This is a genomic window from Bifidobacterium [indicum] DSM 20214 = LMG 11587 (assembly GCF_000706765.1).
GTDB classification, from domain to species: Bacteria; Actinomycetota; Actinomycetes; order Actinomycetales; family Bifidobacteriaceae; genus Bombiscardovia; species Bombiscardovia coryneformis.
Genome location: NZ_CP006018.1, coordinates 112,771 through 136,430 on the forward strand (window position 1 = coordinate 112,771; position 23,660 = coordinate 136,430).

The 23,660-nt window shown below is 62.1% G+C and carries 14 protein-coding genes and 1 tRNA gene; 13 read left to right on the forward strand and 2 right to left on the reverse strand.

The window, feature by feature from the left end:
- Positions 1-31 precede the first annotated feature (31 nt).
- A complete protein-coding gene (gene tgt, locus BINDI_RS00390; protein WP_033491460.1) occupies positions 32-1,330 on the reverse strand; it encodes a tRNA guanosine(34) transglycosylase Tgt in 1,299 nt (432 codons plus the stop codon).
- 262 nt (positions 1,331-1,592) lie between these two features.
- Here tgt and BINDI_RS00395 point away from each other — a divergent pair, with 262 nt between their 5' ends.
- From BINDI_RS00395 to BINDI_RS00430, 8 genes are all read left to right on the forward strand, one after another.
- Positions 1,593-3,509: a S1C family serine protease gene (locus BINDI_RS00395; protein ID WP_033491458.1), complete on the forward strand. Its 1,917-nt coding sequence runs from the start codon at positions 1,593-1,595 to the stop codon at positions 3,507-3,509.
- A 314-nt stretch (positions 3,510-3,823) separates the two neighbouring features.
- On the forward strand, positions 3,824-5,848 hold the full coding sequence (locus BINDI_RS00400) for a heavy metal translocating P-type ATPase (protein WP_052357135.1): 2,025 nt from the start codon (positions 3,824-3,826) through the stop codon (positions 5,846-5,848).
- A gap of 146 nt (positions 5,849-5,994) precedes the next feature.
- Positions 5,995-7,491, forward strand: a complete 1,497-nt coding sequence (locus tag BINDI_RS00405) for an FAD-dependent oxidoreductase (RefSeq protein WP_081830722.1) — start codon at positions 5,995-5,997, stop codon at positions 7,489-7,491.
- 151 nt (positions 7,492-7,642) lie between these two features.
- A complete protein-coding gene (gene htpX, locus BINDI_RS00410; protein WP_033491496.1) occupies positions 7,643-8,587 on the forward strand; it encodes a zinc metalloprotease HtpX in 945 nt (314 codons plus the stop codon).
- 304 nt (positions 8,588-8,891) lie between these two features.
- A tRNA-Gly gene (locus tag BINDI_RS00415) sits at positions 8,892-8,962 on the forward strand.
- A 280-nt stretch (positions 8,963-9,242) separates the two neighbouring features.
- On the forward strand, positions 9,243-9,476 hold the full coding sequence (locus BINDI_RS00420; RefSeq protein WP_033491456.1) for a DUF2188 domain-containing protein: 234 nt from the start codon (positions 9,243-9,245) through the stop codon (positions 9,474-9,476).
- 134 nt (positions 9,477-9,610) lie between these two features.
- Positions 9,611-10,429, forward strand: a complete 819-nt coding sequence (locus BINDI_RS00425; protein WP_033491455.1) for a hypothetical protein — start codon at positions 9,611-9,613, stop codon at positions 10,427-10,429.
- 220 nt (positions 10,430-10,649) lie between these two features.
- Positions 10,650-11,432: an alpha/beta hydrolase gene (locus BINDI_RS00430; RefSeq protein ID WP_052109059.1), complete on the forward strand. Its 783-nt coding sequence runs from the start codon at positions 10,650-10,652 to the stop codon at positions 11,430-11,432.
- Here BINDI_RS00430 and BINDI_RS00435 read toward each other — a convergent pair whose 3' ends face one another.
- Positions 11,433-13,865, reverse strand: a complete 2,433-nt coding sequence (locus BINDI_RS00435; RefSeq protein ID WP_437123901.1) for a cation:proton antiporter domain-containing protein — start codon at positions 13,863-13,865, stop codon at positions 11,433-11,435.
- A 520-nt stretch (positions 13,866-14,385) separates the two neighbouring features.
- On the opposite strand from BINDI_RS00435, the gene BINDI_RS00440 reads away from it, so the two are divergent.
- The 5 genes from BINDI_RS00440 (at position 14,386) to BINDI_RS00460 (ending at position 23,629) form a co-directional block, all read left to right on the forward strand.
- Positions 14,386-17,232, forward strand: coding sequence for a cation-translocating P-type ATPase (locus BINDI_RS00440; protein WP_237742949.1), 2,847 nt, complete (start codon positions 14,386-14,388; stop codon positions 17,230-17,232).
- 60 nt (positions 17,233-17,292) lie between these two features.
- Positions 17,293-17,784: a nucleoside deaminase gene (locus tag BINDI_RS00445; protein WP_269147294.1), complete on the forward strand. Its 492-nt coding sequence runs from the start codon at positions 17,293-17,295 to the stop codon at positions 17,782-17,784.
- Positions 17,785-17,975: 191 nt separating this feature from the next.
- A complete protein-coding gene (locus tag BINDI_RS00450; RefSeq protein WP_162472056.1) occupies positions 17,976-18,953 on the forward strand; it encodes a ketopantoate reductase family protein in 978 nt (325 codons plus the stop codon).
- Between the two features lie 141 nt (positions 18,954-19,094).
- Entirely contained in the window at positions 19,095-21,005 is a 1,911-nt protein-coding gene (locus BINDI_RS00455; RefSeq protein ID WP_033491450.1) for a glycoside hydrolase family 13 protein, read from the forward strand.
- 173 nt (positions 21,006-21,178) lie between these two features.
- Complete coding sequence (locus tag BINDI_RS00460; protein ID WP_052109056.1) at positions 21,179-23,629, forward strand: bifunctional alpha,alpha-trehalose-phosphate synthase (UDP-forming)/trehalose-phosphatase; 2,451 nt, start codon at positions 21,179-21,181, stop codon at positions 23,627-23,629.
- The last annotated feature ends 31 nt before the right edge of the window (positions 23,630-23,660 follow it).

The window sequence follows — 23,660 nt, forward strand, 5'->3', positions numbered from 1 at the left end:
CGCAGGTGGCGCAATTACAAGCGTGTTGGTTTTACCCTCTGGAGCCGTTGGCGTAGAACCTTGCCAGGGTCTCCTTCTTGTAGTCATCGAAATAGCCGCCATCGATGGAGGCGCGGATCTCGTCCAGGAGGCGAACGAAGAAGCGCTCATTATGAATGGTGGCCAAGGTGAACCCGTTGAATTCCCGAGCCCGCAGAAGGTGGTTGATATAGGCCCTGGAGTAGTTGGTGCAGGCGTAGCAGTCGCAGTCCTCCTCAATGGGCCTGAAGTCGTTCTTGAACTGGGCGCGCTTGATGTTCCAACGGCCGTCGCGGGTGAAGACGGCCCCGTTGCGGCCACACCTGGCCGGTGCCACGCAGTCGAAGGTGTCGCCGCCATTTTCCACACCGGCGAAGATATCGTCCACGGCGGCGATGCCCAGAACGTGCCTGGGCCGGGACTCGGGCATCTCGTCACATATCCAGGCGCAGGTCTGGCCCAGAAGCCGCTTTTCGATGGCCCCGCCGATGCCCACCCCGTCGAAGTCCAGGGAGGCGATATGACCGGCGGCCTTGCGGCGGAGGTCCTCGTAATTGGCCCCCTGCACGACGCCGAACAGGGCCTGATAGGGCTTTCCCGTCCTCTCCGCGGTCAGGCGTTCATGCTCCGCCACGCACCGCTTGGCCCACCGGAAGGTCCGCTCCACTGATTTCTCCTGGTAGGAACGCGTGTTCATCAGGGTGGTCAACTCATCGAAGGCGAACATGACATCGGCCCCGATCTTGTGCTGGATTCCCATGGATATCTCGGCAGAGAATCGGTGCTGGTCCCCGTTCAGGGGCGATTTGAAGGTGACTCCGTCCTCATCGACGAAGGCCAGGCGTTCCTTCCCTTCGGCGATGACCTCGTCGGACTGCATTCCGGTCACATCCATGGCCAGGGTCTTCTTGAATCCCGCTCCAAGGGAGAGGACCTGGAATCCGCCGGAATCCGTGTAGGTGGGGCCATCCCAGTTCATGAACCGGGCAAGTCCGCCTGCCTGGTCCAGAATATCCTCGCCGGGACGTTCAAAGAGGTGGAAGGCGTTCGACAGAAGCACCTGGGCACCCATTTCGCGCATCTGCTCGGGCAGCACGGCCTTCATGGCGGCCTGGGTGGCCACCGGGATGAAAGCCGGCGTATGAATATCGCCGTGGGGGGTATGGATGATTCCGGTCCGGCCGTACCGCCGCCCCTCGCGGCCCAGTCCGTCTGCAGCAGAGGGCAGTTGGGTGATGGCTTCGAACGAGAAGGCGGAACGGTCGCCCGGTCGACCGGGTTCCGCTCCCAGGGGATTCATGAGGAAGGTCATGGTTTCACTGTATCCAAAAGCATGGCTAAGCGATTCGCCACCAGGAGGCACGCTCTCGGCAGATTGGATGGAAGGTCACAATCCGCTTTCATGGAACGTTCAGAAATCATCCAGGCCACCTGTCTTAGTCTGATAGCGGTTCGAACGATAATAAGGACCCGATAGCCTACGTATAATCAACGAATATCGCGGGTTGCCGGGGTAGATTATCAGGTGCGGCCACGCAATAGGCAGTGCATAGAGTTGATTCGAAGGAGCAGGAATGGCTGAAGAGAACAGGCCCGAACCCTGGAAGGGGTCGGATGGGAACCAGTCATGGCAGACCGGCCATATCGAGAACGAGACTGCCGATTCGCAGGCTGAGGCACCCAACCAGCAGGAGTCCGCAGCACGAAATGAACCCGTCAAGCAGGATGGAGCCGGCCAGATGGGCCGGCCCGAGCCCATCGCTCAGCCGCAAGCGGTTTCGACCGATTACGCAGCCAACCCGATGGATATAGTCCCGGAGAACGGGGACGGGGCGTCGGCCCAGTCCCCCAACGCGGATCCTGGAACTCCGGGTGCGGGTGCAACTCCCACTTCCTCATCCGATGCATCGAAGGATGCGCGGCCACAGCAGGCGGGGCAGGCCTACTATCGTCCGGCTCCGCTGTATGGTGCCTATGCCCCGACCGGACAGACAGCACCCGGGACCCAGCAGACCCAGCAGAATCAACAGGGCCAGCCCGGTGAGCAGGGTCAACCCGGGCAACAGCCCGCCTCGGGCCAACAGGGCCAGCCCGGTGGGCGCGGTGTCTTCGGGCAGCCCTCCAATGGTGGTGCCCCCGCTGGTAACCGCCCGGGTGCTCCATACCCCGTCTTTGGTCGGCCTGCCGCACAGGGTCAGGGGTCCTTCCCTCCGGGTGGCGACGGCAAGGCTCCTGACGGCTCCATGCGTGGGGGTTCCTTGAGTGGCTCCGGCAAGTATGTCTTCACCGCCGTGGTGGCGGCTCTGGTCGCTGCGGCCCTGATGCTGGGTCTTGGTTGGGCCGCCCTCTCCAACGGTTGGGTCAGCCTTCCCAGCTCATCCAGCCTGAGTGGAATCTCCTCCAACTCCTCCGGGCAGGGGACCGCCAAGATCGAGGGCGGGAAGGCCCCCGACTGGCAGGCCATCAGCAAGGATGTCTCCGCCTCCGTGGTCTCCATTCAGGTCAAGGTCAATAACGGTGTGGGTGCAGGCTCTGGTGCGGTCATTGACGACCAGGGCCATGTGGTCACCAACAACCACGTGGTCGATGGTGCCCAGGAGATCAATGTCACCCTGTCCAATGGCCAGATATATACAGCCAAGGTGGTCGGGGTGGATACCACGGCCGACCTGGCGGTCATCGCCCTGGAAAAGGCCCCGAGTGACCTGAAACCGATTCAGTACGCCGACTCGGACCAGCTGGCCGTCGGTGAGGATGTCATGGCAATCGGAAACCCGCTCGGCTATGAGAACACAGCCACCACGGGTATCGTATCGGCCCTGAACCGCCCTGTTTCGGTCATGGATGAGAGCAACAACAACCCCGTCGTGACCAACGCCATCCAGCTGGATGCGGCCATCAATCCCGGTAACTCGGGCGGTCCTACGTTCAATGCCGCCGGTCAGGTCATCGGTATCAACTCCTCCATCGCCTCCATGGCCTCCTCCCAGTCCGAGGCGGGCTCCATCGGCATCGGCTTCGCCATCCCCTCCAACCTGGTGAAGAGGATCTCCGAGGAGATCATCAAGAGCGGCAAGGCAAGGCACGTCTCCATGGGCGTGACCATTACCAGCGGCACGGTCGAGGCCGATGGGGTCACCCGTGGCGGTGCCAAGGTCAACAAGGTGGTCGCCGGTTCCCCGGCGGAAAAGGCGGGCATCAAGACCGGCGACACCATCGTGGCCTTCAACGACAATGCGGTCAACAACAACTACTCCCTCCTGGGATATGTGCGGGCCGCGGCCTACGGCAGTTCGGCCAAGATTACGGTTGTGCGCAACAACCAGGCCGTCGATCTGAATATCACCCTCGATCAGGAAGAGCAGGCCGTGCAAGGCAGGCCCAAGTCCAATAAGAGGAGTTCCGGTGATGACGGTTCCGGACAGGATGATTCCGGTAGCGGTAACGGAAACAACCCGCAGGATCCCTTCGGGTTCTTCTTTGGGCAGTGAACCGGAGAACGCTTTTCCCGAGTGTGACCGCTCGCACCGTGGGATGGCGATTCGCACCCTGAAGGCAGGGTAGAGCGCTCTGACAGGTGGGGTTCCTGGACATCATAAGCTGGTGTCCGGGAACCCCACCTGTTTTCATCGCCTCAGCTCCTCCCGTCTGAATCCACGGAATGGTCCTGCGGCGCTCGCCATGCGGGCAGACGGTCTTTCCTCATGTCGCTCGGCTCGGGGAAACACATCTGGATATAGGGTGGACGGGAGAAGCGAGGGGCATCCATCGGCGCCTCGTCGTCTGTCGACCTCAGGGAGCGGTGATGAAGAAAATCCTGTCCTTTGCCTCCAAGGTACCCATGCTTTGGCTGGTCCTGGCCTGCGGTCTGGCCATGGGCCTGCTATGGCGGCCCCATCAGGTGATTGCCCAGTGGGTTGTTACGATCCTGGTCGCCATTTCCCTTATTGACACCCTTCGCGGAATGATAGACGACGTCCGTCATGGTCATGTCGGCGTGGATATCCTGGCAGTGGTGGCCATTCTTTCCACCCTGGCCGTCAAGCAGTACTGGGCCAGCTGGGCCGTGGTCCTCATGCTCTACTCGGGCGACGCAATCGAGCAATACGCCAACAACAAGGCCCAGGGCAACCTGACCCTCCTGGTCGAGGCTGCGCCCCAGGTGGCCCATGTGGTCGATGGCGGCAGGGAGGCCCGGATTGATGGGCACAGCCTGCCCGAGGAATCGGATTGGAAGACCGTCCCGGTGGCTCAGGTGGCTCTGGACGACCTCCTGGTGGTCAAACCCGGAGAGACCGTGCCCGTCGACGGCGAGATGGTCAGCCCCTCGGCAACCCTGGACCTTTCGACCATCAATGGGGAACCCATGCCCCGGCAGTTCTACGAGGGTTCCCAGATTATGTCCGGTGCGGTCAACGGTTCGGGCACCTTCCTGATGAGGGCCAGGCAGCTCTCCCGGGATTCCCAGTACCAGCGGATTCTCAACCTGGTCCGCTCGGCCCAATCCTCCCGGGCGACCGTGGTCAAGACGGCCGACCTGATGGCCGTTCCCTTTACGGTTCTGGCCTTCATCATCGCCTGCGTGGCCTGGATCATCTCCGGGGAACCGACCCGCTTTGCCCAGGTCCTGGTCCTGGCCACCCCCTGCCCCCTTCTGATTGCCGCCCCGGTGGCCTACATGGCCGGTTCCGGCAGACTGGCCAAGGCCGGACTCCTGATCAAGACCCAGGATGTCATTGAGAACCTGGGCCGGGTCTCGCACATCTTCTTTGACAAAACAGGCACCCTGACGGTCAAGCGGCCCCAGGTCACCCACGTTGACATGGCCGACCAGCAGAGCGCCGAATGGGAGACCGGGCAGGTTCTGGCCATGGCCGGGGCCGTCGAGTCCTATTCGGTCCATATCCTGGCCAACGGCATCACGGCGGCAGGCAACCGGGTTGAGGAGGGTCGGACTCGTCAGGGAGATGCCCGCTTCAAGGCCCAGGATGTTCAGGAGGAGGCCGGTAACGGGGTCCGGGGGCTCATTGACGGGCACACGGTGCGTGTGGGCCGCATGGCCTATGTATCCGGCGGTGACCCAGCTGTCTCGGAGAGTGCCTTTGCACCTCTCGCCCCCGACGAGATGGCTGCTTACGTCTCCATTGACGGGGATGTGACGGCGCGGATTGTCATGAAGGATGTACCCAGGGATGATGCCGCGCAGACCATTGCCGACCTTCATGCCTTGGGTATAGAACGCCTCTCCATGGTGACCGGCGACAAGGAGGAATCGGCCCGGGTCATCGCCGACCAGGTGGGCATCAGTGACGTCCATGCTGGCCTCTTCCCCGAGGACAAGGCAGACCTGATTGCCGAGGCTGCAAAAGCAGAGCCCAACCGGGAACCCTGGTGGGACCGGTGGCTCTCGAAATTCGTTGGTGAATCGATAACCCGATCCATCACGCTGATGGTGGGTGACGGGGTTAACGATGCCCCGGTCCTGGCCGCGGCCGATGTGGGCATGGCCATTACCGACGGAACCACGACGGCGGCTTCCGAATCGGCCCAGGCGGTCATCATGAATGACGATATCGCCAGTCTGCCCAGGTCCATCGCCATCGCCCGCCGAACCAAACGGGTCATGCTCCAGGCGGTCCTGGCCGGACTCTCCCTGGCCACCGTGGGCATGCTTTGTGCGGCCTTCGACCTGATTCCGGTTGTCGTCGGCGCCTTCATGCAGGAGGCCATCGACGTGGTCTCCATCCTCTGGGCACTGACCGCGCTCCTTGGATCGGGACTGAACCTTCCCGGTATTCCCTGGGTCCGGGTGCGGCATCCATGCGGGTGAAACGGTGACCTGCCCTCGTCCGGCTGGAGAGGCACACCTGCGACTTCATTCAGGGAAAACAGGGCTGCCAAAATTTGGTGAAAGTCCCGGGGAGTGACTCCGACCCTGTCTGTTGCGGATTCCGACTTTACGTTAGGCTGGTCGGCATGAGCGATAACAAGGTCAATGATTCCAACAATTCAGCCTCTCCGACCGGCGACGTAGCCGATGGGCAGTTGCGTGTTGCAGTCGTGGGTGCCGGCCCTGCCGGGGTCTACGCCTCGGACATTCTTCTTCGTCAGCTCAAGGAGAAGGGTGACGAGCTCGGGCTTGGCAGCCGTGCCCGCATCGACCTCTTCGAGAAGCTGCCGGTTCCCTTCGGCCTGGTCCGATACGGTGTGGCGCCTGACCACCCCAGCATCAAGTACATCGCCGGGGCCTTGGAAAAGACGCTGGATAACCCCGATATCCACCTTTATGCGGATGTGGAATTCGGCCGTGATGTCTCCCTTGATGACCTGAGGGACCGCTATGACGTGGTCCTCTTCGCTACTGGTGCCGTGGACGACCGTCCTCTGGAGATCGAGGGGCACAGCCTGGATCGTGTATACGGTGCCGCCCACTTCGTGGAGTGGTATGACGGATACCCGACAGCGGGTCGGGAGTGGCCCCTGGATGCCGAACAGGTGGCGGTGATAGGCGGCGGCAATGTGGCCATGGATGTGGCCAGGATTCTGATGCGCCGCGCAGATGATCTTCTGGGCACCGATATCCCCGATAACGTGTACGAGGGCATCAAGGGAAACAAGGCCCGCGAGCTCCACATGTTCATCCGCCGCGGCCCGGCCCAGGCCAAGTTCTCCGTCCAGGAGCTGCGCGAGCTGGAGAAGCTGCCCGGGGTCCAGATTGTTCTTGACGACGAGGATTTCGACCTCGATCCGGAGACCATCGACCTGGCCGCACAGGACAAGCTGACCAGGCAGATGCTGGAGGAGCTCTACGCCATCAAGGACATGGCCGAAGACATGGAAGCGGATGGCGGCGTCGACTTCGAGGGCAACCCGGCCGACCGTCGATTCTGCATTCACTTCAACCGGATGCCGGCAGCCATTCTGGGGCAGGACGGCAAGGTGAGCGGCATTCGCCTGGAGAAGACCGAGGTGACCCCCGAGGGTGTTATGGGCGAAACCGGCGAGTACGAGGAGTGCCCGGTCCAGGCGGTCTACCATGCCATCGGTTATAAGCCTGCCGAGGTGAGTGGCATCCCCTACGACTTCTCCCGGTACACCCTGGCCAACGAACATGGTCGGGTCTGCTCCGCCCCCCAGGCCGAGGGTGGTCACCCGATCGATCGCCTCTATGCTACGGGATGGGCCAAGCGCGGCCCGGTAGGCCTGATTGGATCCACGAAGTCCGATGCCCTGGAGACCATCGGCAACATGCTGGATGATCTGGCCTCCACTGAGTCCCATGGCCGTTTGGCCCCCGACCGTGCCGACGATTCCATCGACCGTCTCCTGGCCTCCAAGGGGATAACCCCCATCGACTTCGCCGGCTGGAAGCGGGTTGACGCCTACGAACGTGCCGAGGGCGCCAAGGTTGGGCGTGAGCACATCAAGGTCACCGACCCCGATAAGCTCAGAAGTTTGGCCCACGGCGAGTAGTTCCGGAGGAGGACCCTGGAGGGTGGCGCTTAGGGCGGATTTTCAGCCCCACTGCTTTCCGCGGGGTCGATGGTGCGGTCTCGCCATGCATGGTGGGACCGCACAGTTTCTATTCAGTCAAAATCCAGCAACGCAGACTAACATGTCACTCATGGATGGCAAGCTGAAGGTTCACGGGCATTTCAACGGTCTTAAAACGACCTTGCTGTTTGCCCTCATGTGGGCTGTCATTATGCTGATCTGGTGGCTGACCGGAGGTCGGCAGGGGACCCTGGGCGTTTACATCATCGTCGGTCTGGCCACCACATTCGGGTCCTACTGGTTTTCCGACAAGGTGGCAATCGCTTCCATGCACGCCCAGCCGGTCAGTGAACAGGAGGCCCCGGAGCTCTATCGGATTGTCCGGGAACTCTCGGGCCGTGCAGGCAAGCCCATGCCCAGGATTTACGTTGCCCCGACCGAATCACCCAATGCCTTCGCCACCGGCCGCAATGAGCGCCATGCAGCCGTCTGCTGCACCCAGGGAATCCTGCGCATCCTCAACGAACGCGAGATTCGGGGCGTGCTGGGGCATGAACTCATGCACGTTTATAACCACGACATCCTGACCTCGGCAATTGCTTCGGCCATGGCCACGGTCATCACGTATCTGGGGTACTCCCTGATGTACTTCGGCGGTGGTAGCGACCGCGACCGGGATAATTCGACAGGAGCCTTGGGGTTGATTGGCGTTCTGATCAGCTCCATCCTGGCCCCTCTGGGCGCCTCCCTGATTCAGATGGCCATCTCCCGTACACGTGAATATGACGCTGATGAGGATGGGAGCCGCCTGACCGGTGATCCGGCCGCCCTGGCGTCCGCCCTGAACAAGATCTCCTACGGTGCCCAGGCCGTGCCCATGCCACAGACCTCCGGTACTCAGAGCGCGGCCGCCATGATGATTGAGAACCCCTTCTCGGCCGAGGGATTCAGCAGACTCTTCTCCACCCACCCGCCTACTGATGAGCGCATCGCCCGCCTTATGCGCATGAGCCAGGAGATGGGCCAGACCCAGGTGGATGCAGAAGGCGGAGCGGGTAGCCAAATCAGCTACTGAGTCGTCTGGGGTGCTGACGGGATTTGGTGGGCTGTGGGCCGTGTGCTCAGGTTTCAATCCTGTGGCCGTCGCAGATGACGGTCTGCACGGACCTCCCCAGGATTCGACGGCAGGCAGTCGGCGGCATACCGGGTGCCACCAGCCCAAGGCCGTGGTGGTCTTGCCGGGGCGGTCCGGACCCAGAGCTTGGGCCGGTGCCAGCATGGCAGCCGCCACGGCCTGGGGAGCGGACTCGCGCGTATCCTCAGGAACTGCTATCATAAAGACCTGCGTGCTGTTCATACGAAGTACTGACGGTGCGACTGCGGGCGTAGTTCATTGGTAGAATGGAAGCTTCCCAAGCTTCAGAGGCGGGTCCGATTCCCGTCGCCCGCTCTCGTAGATTTCACTTCCCTCGTGGTTCGATTTTCCCTTCCTTTATATTCAGTTTCTGTTCTTGTATCTCTTGGCCTGCTCAATTGGGGAATCGTGCCTATCTGTGGCGGATTGCGATATGCGCCGGTCTAAATCGGCTTGGGCGGCCAGTCCAGGCTCGTGGAATGTGGCGAATCTGCCCGACGAGTTCCGTTCAGGGGGCAGGTGTGTCGGAGCACTTGCGCCCTGGGTCGGCAGTGGATGATGAGTAAGTACGGCGAGGTACTGAAAGGAAGTCATTATGGCTGATTATCACGTGCAATTCGAGAAGGGGCGTGACGTCTGGAGCGTCAAGAGGGCCGGGGCCTCACGCGCCTCCAAGACCTTTGCCACCCAGGCGGAGGCGGCAAAGCAGGCCAAGGTCTATGCGGACAGGTCCGGTGGCGGCGAGGTCAACGTCCACAAGAAGGGAGCCAATCAGGTGCGCGACAAGAGGACCATTGGCAAGGAGGACCCCCGCTCCACCAAGGGTTGAGCCGCGCCCCGTTCGTCGGCGGAATTGACAGGATGGTGAATCATTGCCCGCCTGGAGGGTTTCATGCGCGTACCGACCATAGACTGGGCAGTATCGAAAGTCGATGAAGCCTGGGCGGAAGGGCGGTGAGTCGTATGGCTGATGGATTCAACCAGCTCGATCAGCAGTTGACGGACGGCGAATACGGCGAGGGCTTGCCCGCTGCCTATCCTCCCGGCCCTTATGTCAACGAGCGTCCCGTTCAGGTTCAGCATGCCAACATCTGGGCCAGGCTCGCCATCATTACCGGTCTGGTCTCGGTCCTGGCCGGCCTTGCCCTCCTGGCCCATGCCGTTGCGCCGACCAGGCTGGGGGTCATCGGTCGGGTTGCGATTTCCGCCTGGGCGGGTGCCTCCCTGGGGTTTGCCCTCCTGACGGTGGTCCTGGTCATTGTTGCCAGGCACACATATATGCCTGCGGGCCGGCACCGTTCTGTGGGCTCGGGTGGAATCATCCTCCTTCTGTGTGGGGTCCTCTTCACGGTTGCGGGGTTGGTCATCGCCGAGGGGCATCCGCAGGGGCTGATCAAGGCCAAGGAGGTCGATGCTGCTCCGATTGATTCAGCCCAGGCCATGACCCAGGGCATAGATCGGGCTGTGGGCTCCTGTTCTTCGGGATGGCAGGAAGCCGGTGCAGACAGGTTCGTCGGGGTCTCCCACGTCAGGTACTGCGCCAGCAACAAGGTTGCATATGCGGTCTTCAACAATGATTCCGCTGCGTCCCTGGCCAAGGGGCCCATTCGTTCCCAGGCCGCGAATCTCCTGGACCGATTCGGTGGTGGTGAGGCTCTTTCCGTTTCGGATATGCGACTGCTTTCGGGCAAACGGTGGGTGGTCATCGGTAACGCGGACCAGATGTCCAGGCTCCAGGCGGATTGGGGTGGACAGATCCAATCCCTGGAATCCGAACGTTAAAACAGAGAAGACAAGGCGCCGAATCACTGTTGACCCGGAGCCTTGGTCGCTTTTATCATCTCGGCTCCGTCCGTTCGGCGGTAGCTGTCTGCCTCGTCTCTCGTACTGTCTCATTGTGATTGCCTTGCCCCGCATGGGTGCACTACATTATGCGGTCTCAACCAGGATTGCCGTTCGGCTTTATCGTGCATTCACCTCCGGCGGACGGTATCGTGGAGGTATGGGTAATGCTGAAGCAATCAGTGACGGTGGAAAAGGCGCAGAAGACCGGACGGGCCTGATTGGCAGGGAGTCCACAGCGGTTCCCGGGCGATTCGGCGACCCGCTCACGGTGGAGTACGCCCTGTATTCCCGTAAAGAGGCCGCTGCCAATACCAGCCGCCCACTCTTCCTGATTATGCACGGCTGGGGCTCCAATGAGGAGGACGTGGCGGATCTGATGCGCTACGTGGCCCCCTACAATGATTCGATTTCCCTCAGAGCCCCCATGGTGGTGCCGGGCAGTGAAAAGGGGATGTTCGGCCCCGGATACACCTGGTTCCACGACATGCGCCCGGAGCGGGAGGACCTGGACCGGGACGGATATGCCGCGGCCAAGGCCATAGACGAGTGGGTGGGAGAGCACATTCCCGCCGACAGGCAGATTGTGGTCATGGGTTTCTCCCAGGGAGGGATGCTGGCGGTCCACCTGTTGAGGGTCAATCCGGAGCGTTACCGGGCCTCGGTCTGCCTTTCAGGCTTCCTGGCTCCCGGACTGGTGGAGGGCACGGCCCCTGCCGATGTCCGCCTGGCGGATTTGGAGAAGCCGGTCTTCTTCGGTTTCGGTTCCGAGGACACGATCGTTCCCAAGTATGAGTTCAGGGCCCTGGCGGCCTGGCTGGACGAGCACACCTGGTTGCAGGCCCATGAGTACGACCACCTGGACCATAGTGTTGACATTCGTGAGCTCAACGACCTGCGTCAGTGGCTGGCAGACATCAACGTCAGCTCGGGACTCATGTAATCAGAGGGCCGAGTCCGCATCCACCTGCATGACGTATACGTTGCGGCGCAGTTCCTTGGCAAGGGAGCGGGAGATCTCACCGGCCTCGAACATGTCCTGTATCTGGCCCAGTTCAATGGCGTAGCCCTCGTGCTTGGCCTCCTCCACGTTATCCCTGACGGCGGGCATGCCGGAGTAATCGGTCCGGCCCTCAGCGGAGGACTCGATCATCTGGTGGTTGATGATGGTGGTCAGGAGGTCCTCGGTCTTGAACCGTCCCTTGCCCAGCTCGGCGTAGAGCTTCTCAATCAGGAAATGGTTCATCTCCGCCTGGAGATGGCGTCCTGCCAGGAAGACCTTGTTTTCGCTGAGTTTGAACGTCTTGTGCCGTAGGCGGTAGAAGATGCTGCGAACGAGGCCGCGTACCCGCCTGTGTGCTGTATATGTGCGCCAGCGAATCTCCCCGCCCTTGTCCAGATGGAAGAGGGAGGAGGAGATGGTTGACAGGATTTTCCTGGCGGCCTGCTCCTGGCAGCGTAGCTCCAAGAGACGGTTCTGATCCTCGCTCGCCTGGATTTCCTCGGGCCTGCGGATTTCCCCTTCGGCGTTATCGCGAGCCTGTTCGGCCTTCTGCAGGCTGCGGGTCATGTCCGCATCGGCATCCCGGTCGGCGGCGGTGCCCGCAGGCAACTGGCCGGTCGGCGCAGCATCATCGACCGCGGGGGAGGGGGTCCCGGCTTCGGACACGGTCCTTTCCTCGGACTGGGGGACCCTGGCCGCGGCATCCTCCGTATCGGCCCCAACCGCAGCGGAGGGTGCGTCGTTCAAGGTATCTGCAGCTGCCGGGGCACTCTTCTCCTGGTTACCTTTCGGCTCCAGGTTCAGGCGGGTTTCAATCTGGTCGGCGGCATCCTCGATCCGGCTCAGCCGCTCGGCCATGTAATCCTGCTCCCACTCCATGGTCTGGACCTGTAGGTCCTCGAATTCCTTGGGGGAGTACTGTCCAATCTCCGACTTGAGCTTGGCGATTCGATGGTTGTACTGCTTGATGACGTGCTGGATGGCCAGGCGGTTCTCGTCGTTTATCCTGGTCGAAAGCTCCCTGATGGTTCTGCGCAGAACGTCGATGGACTTCTCCACCTGCTGGGCAGGTACCTCCGTCTGACGGGAGGGCGCAAGCAGGGGCAGGGCGAAGTTGGCCAGGACCAGGGTGACGATGATGACCCCAGCGGCTACGAAAATCAGCTCGTTGCGCATGGGGAAGGGGTTCCCGTTGGAGATGGTGTAGGGGATGGTCAGCGCCAGGGAGAGGGTGATGGTTCCCTTGGGGCCTCCGAAGGTCATGACGGCGGCCGACCGCCAGCGCCGGGCGGTCATGGGGCGGCGCCTCCCGGTCTCCTTGTCCCTGGCGAAAACCAGTACGGTCGTCACCCAGAGGAACCGGAGGAGGATGACCGTCAGGGCCACTACGACGATGGTGGCTACGAGCATCCAGTTGCTGACCCGGCGGTCACGCCAACTGGTGCCCATCGCTGTGGGCAGGAGCATGCCCAGGATGATGAAGACGGCCCCGTTCAGACTGAAGGAAAGGACCTTCCAGACGCTGGTGGAGACGATGTTGGCCTTGGAGGTGTTGGGGCCGACGCCCGTGTGGTCGAACCGGGCCATGAGGCCGGTGGCCACGACGGCCAGGACCCCGGAGACATGCAGAACGTTCTGTCCGACCAGGTAGATCACGAAAGGCAGGAAGAGCTCCAGGAGGATTCTGGTGGTCGTGGTCTCCCACCCCATTCGGCGGGCGGATTCAAAGACCCAATTGACCAGGAAGCCCATGATGACGCCGAATCCAATGCCGCCCACGAATTCCACGACGAACTCCAGAAGGGCGTGGGTCATGGAGAATGAGCCGGTGACCGTAGCCAGAATGGCGAACTGGAAGCCTATGACTCCGGTGGCGTCATTGAAGAGGGATTCGCCGGCCAGGGTGGACCGTTGACTGGCGGTCAGGTCGGCGCTCTTGCCGAGGGATGAAACGGCCACCGCATCGGTCGGTCCCAGGGCGGCGCCGAGTGCCACGGCTGCGGCCAGGGGGAACATGGGCCAGGCCGCGTGCAGGATGACCCCGACCATGACCATGGTCAGGGCGGCCAGACCGATTGCCAGGGACAAGGAGGAGCGGATGTCCTTGAGGAGTTCCACCTTGTTGATGGTGTGGGCCTCGAGGTAGAGCAGGGGGGCGATGAAGAGGACCATGAAGAGTTCCGGGTCCAGCTGCATTTCCGGGAAAACCGGCAGGCAGGCCATAATCGCACCGAGGGCGATCTGTACCAGGGGAGTCGAGACCCTGGGGATGAACCGTGAAACAAAGGAGGATATAAGGACGGCGGCCACCACGCACAGAATCAGGACGAACACTTCCACTGGCTGCCTCCTTCGCTCGGAAGCCCCACCCATGCCATGCGTCTGGCGGATTCCCGATATCATCGTGCCCGGGATGAAACTTGGGATGGGGCCGAACCAGCAGGGAGGAGTTTGTTCCCGTACCTTACCTATTTCAGTATACGGAATTGAATTATCCACAGAGGGAAAATTCTGCGTATCGGTGCCAAACCCACAACTTGTCTGTCGGGCCGATTCGGACGGTATCGGTCGCCAGGGTTTCCCGGCGCTCGCGACGGGCGTAAATGTGTGAAGATGTGGACTGCCTTCAAGCCCCGGCGCTCATCCTGAAGCCTTGAATCTGTACCATTGCAAGGGTCGGTCAAGGCGCTGGACCCCGAACGTGTACCGGCGGCTTTCACAAACAAGTCCGCCGCACTCCATATCCATCATGACCCCCGTATGATGGGCCGGCTGCAAACCGAACCGACAGACAACAACATGTCCTCAGGACGCCTGGGCTCCATACCCGCCCGCGTCAGCTGAATGGTAACTGGCCACCTGGGCCCCTCGCCAAGGCGTTCTCGAATGCCCTATGCACTACGGACAGTACGACCAATCCACATGGAAAGGCCTGGCTGATATGACAGATCCGACCAACCCGCCAACCAACGAACCACGGAACACATCCCTGGAGCAGACAGGGAACACCCAACTGCAGGATACGGCCTGGCACAGCCTCGATGCCAGCGAGGCCATGACCGCGCTGAAGACCACCGACCAGGGCCTGGACGAACAGGAGAGTCGTCGCCGCCTGGATATCTTCGGGCAGAACACCCTGGCCGAGGCAGAGACCAAGCCCAAGTGGCGACTCTTCCTGGAGCAGTTCACCAGCCCTCTGATTGCCGTTCTGATTGTCTGCGGCATCGTCACGATCTTCCTCAAACACTATGTCGATGCAGCCGCCATCTTCATCGTCCTCCTCCTCAATGCCATCATCGGTTACTACCAGGAGTCTAAGGCGGACAAGGCCGTAGAGGCACTGACCTCCTTGGCTACGCCCACCACCCGGGTCATGCGCGACGGACGGCTTCAGGACATCGATGCGGCCGACCTGGTCCCCGGTGATCTGGTGGTGCTGGAGAGCGGTGACCGGGTCCCAGCCGATCTCAGGCTGGTTGAGGCCCTTCAACTCCGCATCGACGAAGCCATGCTGACCGGCGAGAGCGATGAGGCCAAGAAGAGTACGGACGCTGTCCACAAGGATGCCTCCCTGGGCGACCGCAAGTGCATGGCCTTCTCGGGCACCATGGTCACCAGCGGACGCGGCAGGGGACTGGTCGTCGCCACCGGTTCGGACACCGAGCTGGGCGAGATCAACGACCTGGTCCATGTGGCCAAGGGGCGTACCCCGCTCCAGCGAATCATCCACCGCACCGAGGTCGGCATCGCCGTGGCGGTCATCCTGGTGGCCGTCTTCGTCTTCATCGGTGGGGCCATCATCAACGGGGATGCGACCGAAGCCTTCCTTTCCGCCGTCTCCCTGGTCGTGGCCTCCATGCCCGAAGCCCTGCCCATCGTTCTGACCGTGGCCATGGCCCTGGGTGTTTCCCGGATGGCCGACTACAACGCCATCGTGCGGTCCCTGCCGGCCGTTGAGACCCTGGGTTCCATCACGGTGATTGGTTCCGACAAGACCGGCACCCTGACCCAGAACCGAATGACGGTTGAGCAGTGCACCCTGGGAGGGGGAGATCCGATCCAGGTCGATCAGATCGGTGCTGACGGTGCCGACGATCCCCGTACCCGGGCCTTCATGGCTCTGATGCGCGGAGGAGCCCTGACCAACGAGGCCCACCGACAGGCCGACGAGGATGGAACAATCCGGTACAGCGGTGATGCGGTCGATATGGCCATGGCCCGGGTCGCCGATCAGACAGGGGCCGTGACCCGGGAGGAACTGGATTCCCCGATCGCCTCCCAGACCCCCTATGAACCTGAACTTCTCCATTCCATGACCATCCGACGCAATCCGGACGGGACTCTGACCCAGTACGTCAAGGGGGCGCCCGATGCGATCATGTCCATGAGCACGACCATGGTCGGCCCGGACGGGAACCGGATTCCCCTGGACCAGGATGCGGTCCATGCCTCCTACAAGATGATGGGTTCCCAAGGGTTGCGCGTCATCGGCGTTGCCAGCCGGACCATCGACCCGGATGAAGACCTGAAAGACCACAAGCAGGCCCACGACATGACTTTCCTCGGTCTGGAAGGAATGCTGGATCCGCCCCGCCCCGGTGTCCGCGAGGCCATAGCCGACTGCGCCAAGGCCGGTATCAGGGTCGTCATGATAACCGGTGACCACCCGGTGACCGCCGCCGCCATCGGCAAGCGCCTGGGATTGGAGCACACCGAGCAGACCCTGACCGGCAGTGAGATGCTGGAGATGAGTGACGAGGTTCTCCGTGCCCGTCTGCGCGAGACCTCCATCGCCGCCAGGGTCTCGCCCCAGGACAAGCTTCGCATCGTCGAAGCCCTCCAGGACGAGGGGCACGTGGTGGCTGTGACCGGTGACGGTGTCAACGATGCCCCGGCCCTCAAGGCCGCCTCGGTGGGCATTGCCATGGGTGAATCCGGCACCGACGTGGCCCGTGAGGCCAGCGATGTGGTTCTGACTGATGACAACTTCATCACCATCACCCAGGCCGTCCGGCAGGGGAGGGCCACCTTCAAGGCCATACGTGGTTCGGCTTACTTCCTCCTCTCCACGGCGGCCGCTGCCATGATTGCGGTCGGTGTCAATGTCATCGCCGAGGAGCCGCTCCTCTTCCTTCCCCTCCAGATGCTCTGGATCAACTTCGTCACCAACGGTGTCCAGGACATCGCCCTGGGCTTTGAGCCAGGTGACGGGGACGAGCTGGAATCCCCACCCCGCTCGGCCGAAGAGGGTCTGCTCTCTCGTGTCCTCTGGATTCGTCTGGCGGTCTGCGGCCTCTGGATGGCCACCTGCATCCTGGTCCTCTTCCGGTCCAACCTCGACAGGGGGATGAGCCTGACCGTGGCCCGGACCATGGCGCTGACCCTCCTGGTGCTCTTCAACTTCTTCATCGCCATGTCCGCCAGGTCCGAGAAGAAGCTGATCATCCAGCTCAATCCGCTCGACAACAAGTTCCTCCTGGTTGCATCGTTCGTGGCCCTGGGCATTCACGCCGGTGCCATGTACCTGGCTCCGGTGGCGTCCGTGCTGGGCATGGCCCCGCTGACCGGTACGCAGTGGCTGATCTGCCTGGGCATCGGCCTGACGGCCCTCATCTTCAGTGAGGGCGACAAGCTGATTCGATCCTTCCTGGCCAAGCATGGGTACGGGCAGCACGGTCGGGCCAACCACTTCCGCCATGTGCGGCGCAGCATCGCCGACATGTTGAGCGGCCGGTCCTGAGTCGAAAAGCACGGGGCCGGTCCGGTGGAGCCTGTCAGGTTGGACTGCCAGACTGGCCCTGTGCACGAATCTTGGAAGAGGGCCATGGGCCAGGCCTTGGATCTGGCTGGACAGGCGGCCAACCAGGGCGACGTCCCTGTGGGGGCCGTGGTCCTGGACGCTCATGGGCAAGTGGTGGGTCGAGGTTGCAACCGTCGGCAGGCCCAGGGGAGGCCCCTGGCTCATGCCGAGATGGAGGCCATCACCCAGGCCGCCTCGGCCCATGGCCCTGCCGACAGGGCCGACGGTGACCGGGGTTGGGACCTGTCGGGCTGCACCATGGTCGTCACGTTGGAGCCTTGCCCCATGTGCATAGGGGCAATCCTGGCCTGTCATTTCGACCGTGTGGTCTTCGGTGCGTGGGACCCCAAGATGGGCGCCTGCGGATCGGTTTGGGACATTCCCCGTGATCCCCACACCGGACCCTCGGCCGAGGTCATAGGCGGAGTGGAGGAAGGGGCTTGCGCCGACCTCCTCTCGCATTTCTTCAAGGCCCGCCGTCAGGATTCCTGAGCGGGGCTGTTGCGTGGTTTCGTCCCACCAGCGCCGGTGTGACTTTCAGAACTGCCTAATTGACCATTCCGTCCAACATCCGAACGGACCCCGACCTTGTTTGCTCCGCCGTCTGCATACTGCCAGTAACTCCCCGGGGTCCGATGGCTCCGGGGACGTTTATCCGCACAGACTATCAATAGCGAAGAAGGCTGATTGCAATGAAGTACGCGGTGATGGGTGCCGGTGCCATGGGATACAGATTGGGTGTGCTCCTCCAGGAGCAGGCGGGGTTGCAGGTGGACTTCGTCGATACCTGGATGCCCAATGTCGATAAGGTGCGCGATCAAGGCGGGGTCTACGTCTCACGTGACCATGAAGGCCGCCATCTGGTTCCCATCAACATTTTCACTCCGGAGGACTATCAGGGCGACCCTGATGTCTGGATCATCATGCTCAAGCAGATGCAACTGGAGGAGGTCCTGGACAGGTGCGCCCACCTTTTCAAGGACCACCAAGTCGTCTTCTCGGCCATGAACGGATGGGGTCACTTCGACAAGATGCTCAAGTACTTCCCCAAGGAACGAATCTACGGGGGCACGGCCATGATTGGGACGGTCCTGAACGGACCGGGGGATGTGGACTTCATAGGCAAGTCCGGGGCCGGTTCCATGCACCTCTGTGCCATGACCGAGAAGACCACGGATCTGGAGCGGGAGATGGCCTCAGACTTCAAGGCGGCCAACCTGAACCCGATCCTTACCGAGAACTTCGAGGGGACCTGTCTGGCAAAAATCATCTTCAATTCGGTGGTCAACACGATTTGCACCATGTACCAGATCACCATGGGCCAGTTCATCTCCTACCCGGGAGCAATGGACATGGCCAGACAGCTGATTGATGAGGCCTATGATGCCTGCGAGCGAGCCGGCAAGCAGCTGATTCAGACCCGACAGGCCACCCTGGACGAGGTGGACTATGTCAGCCGCGTGGGCAACCCCCTCCACTACCCATCCATGTACCAGGATATGTCGCGCGGGCGCAAGACCGAGGTGGATTACATCAATGGGTACATAGCCAGACTTGGCCGTGAGAACGACTACGTCTGCCGGACCCAGGAGTTCCTGACCCATGGCGTCCACCTGGCCGAGTTGGCCTTCCAGGTCCACCGGGAGGAGGCCTCCCGGTAGGGTCACATCTTGCTCGTCTGTTTGTCATAGAGCCTCCGGGGATTGCCCTGGGGGCTCCTTTCGAAATGGGCGAAGACAGCCCGTATAGTGGGAGTTGCAGAACAAGGAAGTCCTTCGAATCCAGCCTGTGGAAGGAAAGCCATGACCCAGGAAGAGCGCGCGCAGCTATCCGATGCAATACGGACCAACGGGGCCACCCCCAACCCCTGGTGGGCCAATGCCGTGGTCTACCAGATCTACCCGAGGTCCTTCCAGGACACCAACGGTGACGGCTACGGCGACCTGCCGGGCATCACCCAGCGTCTGGACTACCTGGCCGACCTGGGCGTGGATGTGATCTGGCTCAGCCCCGTCTACCGATCCCCTCAGGATGACAACGGGTACGACATCTCCGACTATCAGGACATCGACCCCATCTTCGGCACCATGGACGATATGGATGAGCTTCTGGACGAGGCCCATAGCCGGGGAATCAAGGTGGTCATGGACCTGGTCGTCAACCACACCTCCGACGAGCACGCCTGGTTCCAGGCCTCGCGCACCACCGACGATCCGCATGCCGACTGGTACTGGTGGCGCCCTGCCAGGCCCGGCCATGAACCGGGAACCCCGGGCGCGGAACCCAACCGGTGGGGGTCATATTTCGGCGGCTCCGCCTGGGAGTACGACCCTTACCGCGGTGAGTACTTCCTCCACCAGTTCTCGAAGAAGCAACCCGACCTGAACTGGGAGAACCCTCAGGTGCGTCAGGCCGTCTACCGGATGATGAACTGGTGGATGGACCGGGGTATCGACGGTTTCCGCATGGACGTGATTGTCATGATTTCCAAGCTGGTCGACGACCAGGGTCTTCTGCCGGGCGAAGAGGGGGCGGCCATCCAGGACGGGCCGGTGGGCCCGGAGGGATATTCCTCTCCGGTGCCCTTCTGCGTGGACGGTCCCAGGCTGGATGAGTACCTGAAGGAGATGCGCCGGGAGGTCTTCGAGGGGCGCCAGGGCTACCTGACCGTGGGTGAGGCCCCGGACCTTCCGCCCGAGCGAAGCGGTGCCATCACCGACCCGGACAATCGCGAACTGGATATGCTCTTCCTCTTCACCCAGACCGGTATCGACTCCGATGGAAGTAAGTGGAACGTCCGTCCCTTCCGGGCAAGCAGGCTCAAGGATGCCATGGGTAGGCAGCAGGAGGCCGTGGCCAAGGCGGGCTGGGCCAGCCTCTACTTCAACAACCACGACCAGCCGCGCGTGGTCTCCCGCTGGGGTGACACCTCCACCGAGGAGCTTCGCACCCGGTCCGCCAAGGCCCTGGGCCTTCTCCTCCACATGCACCGGGGCACCCCCTACATCTACCAGGGCGAGGAGTTGGGCATGACCAACGCCGGGTTCACCCGGCTCGATCAGTATCGCGATCTCGAATCCATCAATCTCTATCATCAGCGGGTCGACCAGGCGCACGAGCAGAGCCCGGAATCCATGATGGATGCCCTGGCCTATATGAGTCGTGACAACGCCCGGACCCCCATGCAGTGGGATGCGACCAAGTTCGCCGGGTTCACCGCCCCCTATGCCCCCGAGGAGCCCTGGCTGTCCGTCAATCCCAACCATGACAAGATCAATGCCAAGAGTGAGCTGCGCGACCAGGACTCGGTTCTGGCCTTTTACCGGGAGCTGATTCGCCTCCGGCACACCAACCCGGTAGTGGCCGCCGGTGATTTCTCCCTCCTGGATCCGGAAGCGGAACAGGTCTACTCCTTCACCCGTTCCCTGGATCAGGCCCCCGAGCGCAAGTCCGGCCCGGAGGCCAGGAGCATCCAGGAGGCCGTGCCCTGCCAGCGTCTCCTGGTCGTGGTCAACCTGAGCAGCAAGCCCGCAGGTCTGCCTGAACAGACCGCCTCCCTCCTCGGGATGGACCAGGTTGCCGCCACCTCCATGTCCTTGGGGGTCGGAGACGTTGACCGGATCATGATTTCCACCTATCGGCCCGAGCAAACCGTCGGCTCTCTCCTGACCGGCCGTCTGGCCCCCTGGGAGGGATTCGTCTATCGGCTCTGAGTCTCGTCATCCCATTCCGGCCGGTCAATTATGGCAACCACCTGGTCATGCGGCTACAGTGGAACCTATATGTCGTGGTTTTCACCTGCCCGCCCCTGATGGTCGGGTCGGACCGGGGAGCGACAGGTAGACCGGCATTGGCTTGGCCGGTCCGGACAGGAGAGTGGTGCCGTATGTCTCGTTTGATCATTGTTTCCAACAGGCTTCCCATGTCACTTGAGGCCACGGATGACGGATCCTATACGCTGCGGCAGAACGTGGGCGGTCTGGCCACGGCCATCGGCCCCTATCACCGCGCCCACAAGGACTGCCTCTGGATAGGCTGGAGCGGCATCGACCCGGAGCAGTACTCCGACAAGGAGCTCCAGGACATCCGCCAGGCCTATCGGGAGAGTCGGTGCATCCCCGTCTTCCTCAGCAAGGATGAGCTCAACGGGTACTATGCCGGTTTCTCCAACAACACCCTCTGGCCCCTCTTCCATGATTTCTCCCATGAGGCCGTTTTCAAACAGCAGGATTGGGACATGTACCGCAAGGTCAACATGCGTTTCGCTCAGGTGGTGGAACCCCTGATTCGCAAGGGGGACACGATTTGGATTCAGGACTACCATCTGATGCTCCTGCCCAAGATGCTCCGCGAGCGCTACCCCGATGCCTCCATCGGCTGGTTCCTGCATGTCCCCTTCCCCAGTGCCGAGATATTCCGATCCCTGCCCTGGAGCCGTGAGATTCTGGAAGGTGTGCTGGGGGCCAACCTGATTGGGTTCCACACCGTGGATTTCTCGGCCAGCTTCCTGGCCTCCCTGCACCGTCTTCTGCCTGAGATTCCGGTCAATGAGGATGGGGTGGTCGAGATGCCCGACGGGCATCGGGCCGCCATTGACGCCTTTCCCATAGGCATCGACTACAACCTGTACAGCCGCACGGCCCGTTCCGGTCTGGCCAGGGCCATGCGCCGGGGCATAGATGAGGCCTGCGGCAAGTCGCCCCGCCACCGCTACCGGACCTCGGTCACCGCCGAGGGGGTGGCCGCCACCGAGGCCAGCGTCCCCGATAGTAACTGGTGGAGCCATTACGCCAGCGAGGGCATTCCCGAGACCACCCTGGCCAAGCAGGCGGCCTCCTCCATAGAGAGCCGATCCAATAAGGTCATCGTCTCGGTTGATCGGTTGGACTACACCAAGGGTCTGCCCGAGCGTCTCAAGGCTTTCGGTTGCATGCTTGACAAGTACCCCGAATGGGTGGGGCATGTCACCTACTATCTCCTGGCCACCCCCTCCCGGGAGAACGTCGAGTCCTACCAGCGCCTCAAGGATCAGGTGGACCAGCTGGTGGGCGAGATCAACGGACGCTATTCCCTGCTTGCCTGGACCCCCATCCACTACATCACCAGGTCCCTGTCGATCAAACCGGTCTGCGGTATCTACACAGCCGGCGACGTGGCCCTGGTCACCCCCCTGCGCGACGGCATGAACCTGGTGGCCAAGGAGTATCTGGCCTGCCATGACGGGCGTGATGGTGCCCTGGTCCTCTCGGACATGTGCGGGGCGGCGGACGAGTTGACCGATGCCTTCATCGTCAACCCCTACGACATCGACATGGTCTGTGAGGCCCTCCACAACGCCTTGGAGATATCCCCCGAGGAGTCCCGCCAAAGGAATATCCGTATGCAGGCACGGTTGAAGGTCCGCACGGCCTCCAACTGGTGCACCTCCTTCCTGGAGACCCTCAAACAGGTATCCACCCCCGGCATGACCGACAAGAGGTTCAGAATGGATCACCACAACGAAATCGTCCGTCAATGGGACAAGGCCAAGCGCCGGCTTGTCCTGTGCGACTACGACGGAACCCTGACCCCGCTGGTCCGCAAGCCCGAACGGGCCAGGCCCACCCGGGCGCTGTGCAAGCTCCTGACCCAGGTCGGTTCCAACCCCGATGTGGACATGATTCTGGTCTCGGGCCGCAGCCACGAAATCATGGAGGACTGGTTCAGCCAGCTCCCGGTCGGTCTCATCGCCGAGCATGGGGCCTGGAGCAAGAACTGCCCCGGTCAGCAGAAGGATGTCTGGGAGCGTGCCAAGGGACTGCCCGACTCTCAGACCTGGCAGAAGGTCATCAAGCCCATCATGGATGTTTCAACCGAGCGGGTGCCCGGCTCCTTCGTCGAGAGCAAGTCCGACGCCGTGGCCTGGCACTATCGGATGAGTGATGCCAGGGTGGCCGACGCCGAGCGGCAGGACCTTCTCCAACGGCTCAGGCGTGTGGTCGTGGGCCTGGGGCTGATGATCATGGAGAACTCCAAGGTGGTCGAGGTGACCCCGGTCGCCACCAGCAAGGGGCAGGCGGTTCTTCCGCTTGTTTCCAGCGGTGATTATGACTTCATGATGGCTCTGGGTGATGATGACACCGACGAGACCATGTTTGCCGTCATGCCCGATTCGGGGTGGACCTTCAAGGTCGGTCCGGGTCAGACCAAGGCCAGGTTGAGGGTCGAGGACCCCGTTGCGGTCAACCTCCTCATGGCCGACCTGGCCGCGGGTGTGGCCCAGGTGCCCTCGGATAATGATGGTTCCTTGCCTGCCCGTTTCGCAGATGATCACACCATCATCGACGATGCCGGCTGAGGGGAGTCTCCTCCCTGTTTTCCAGCCGATT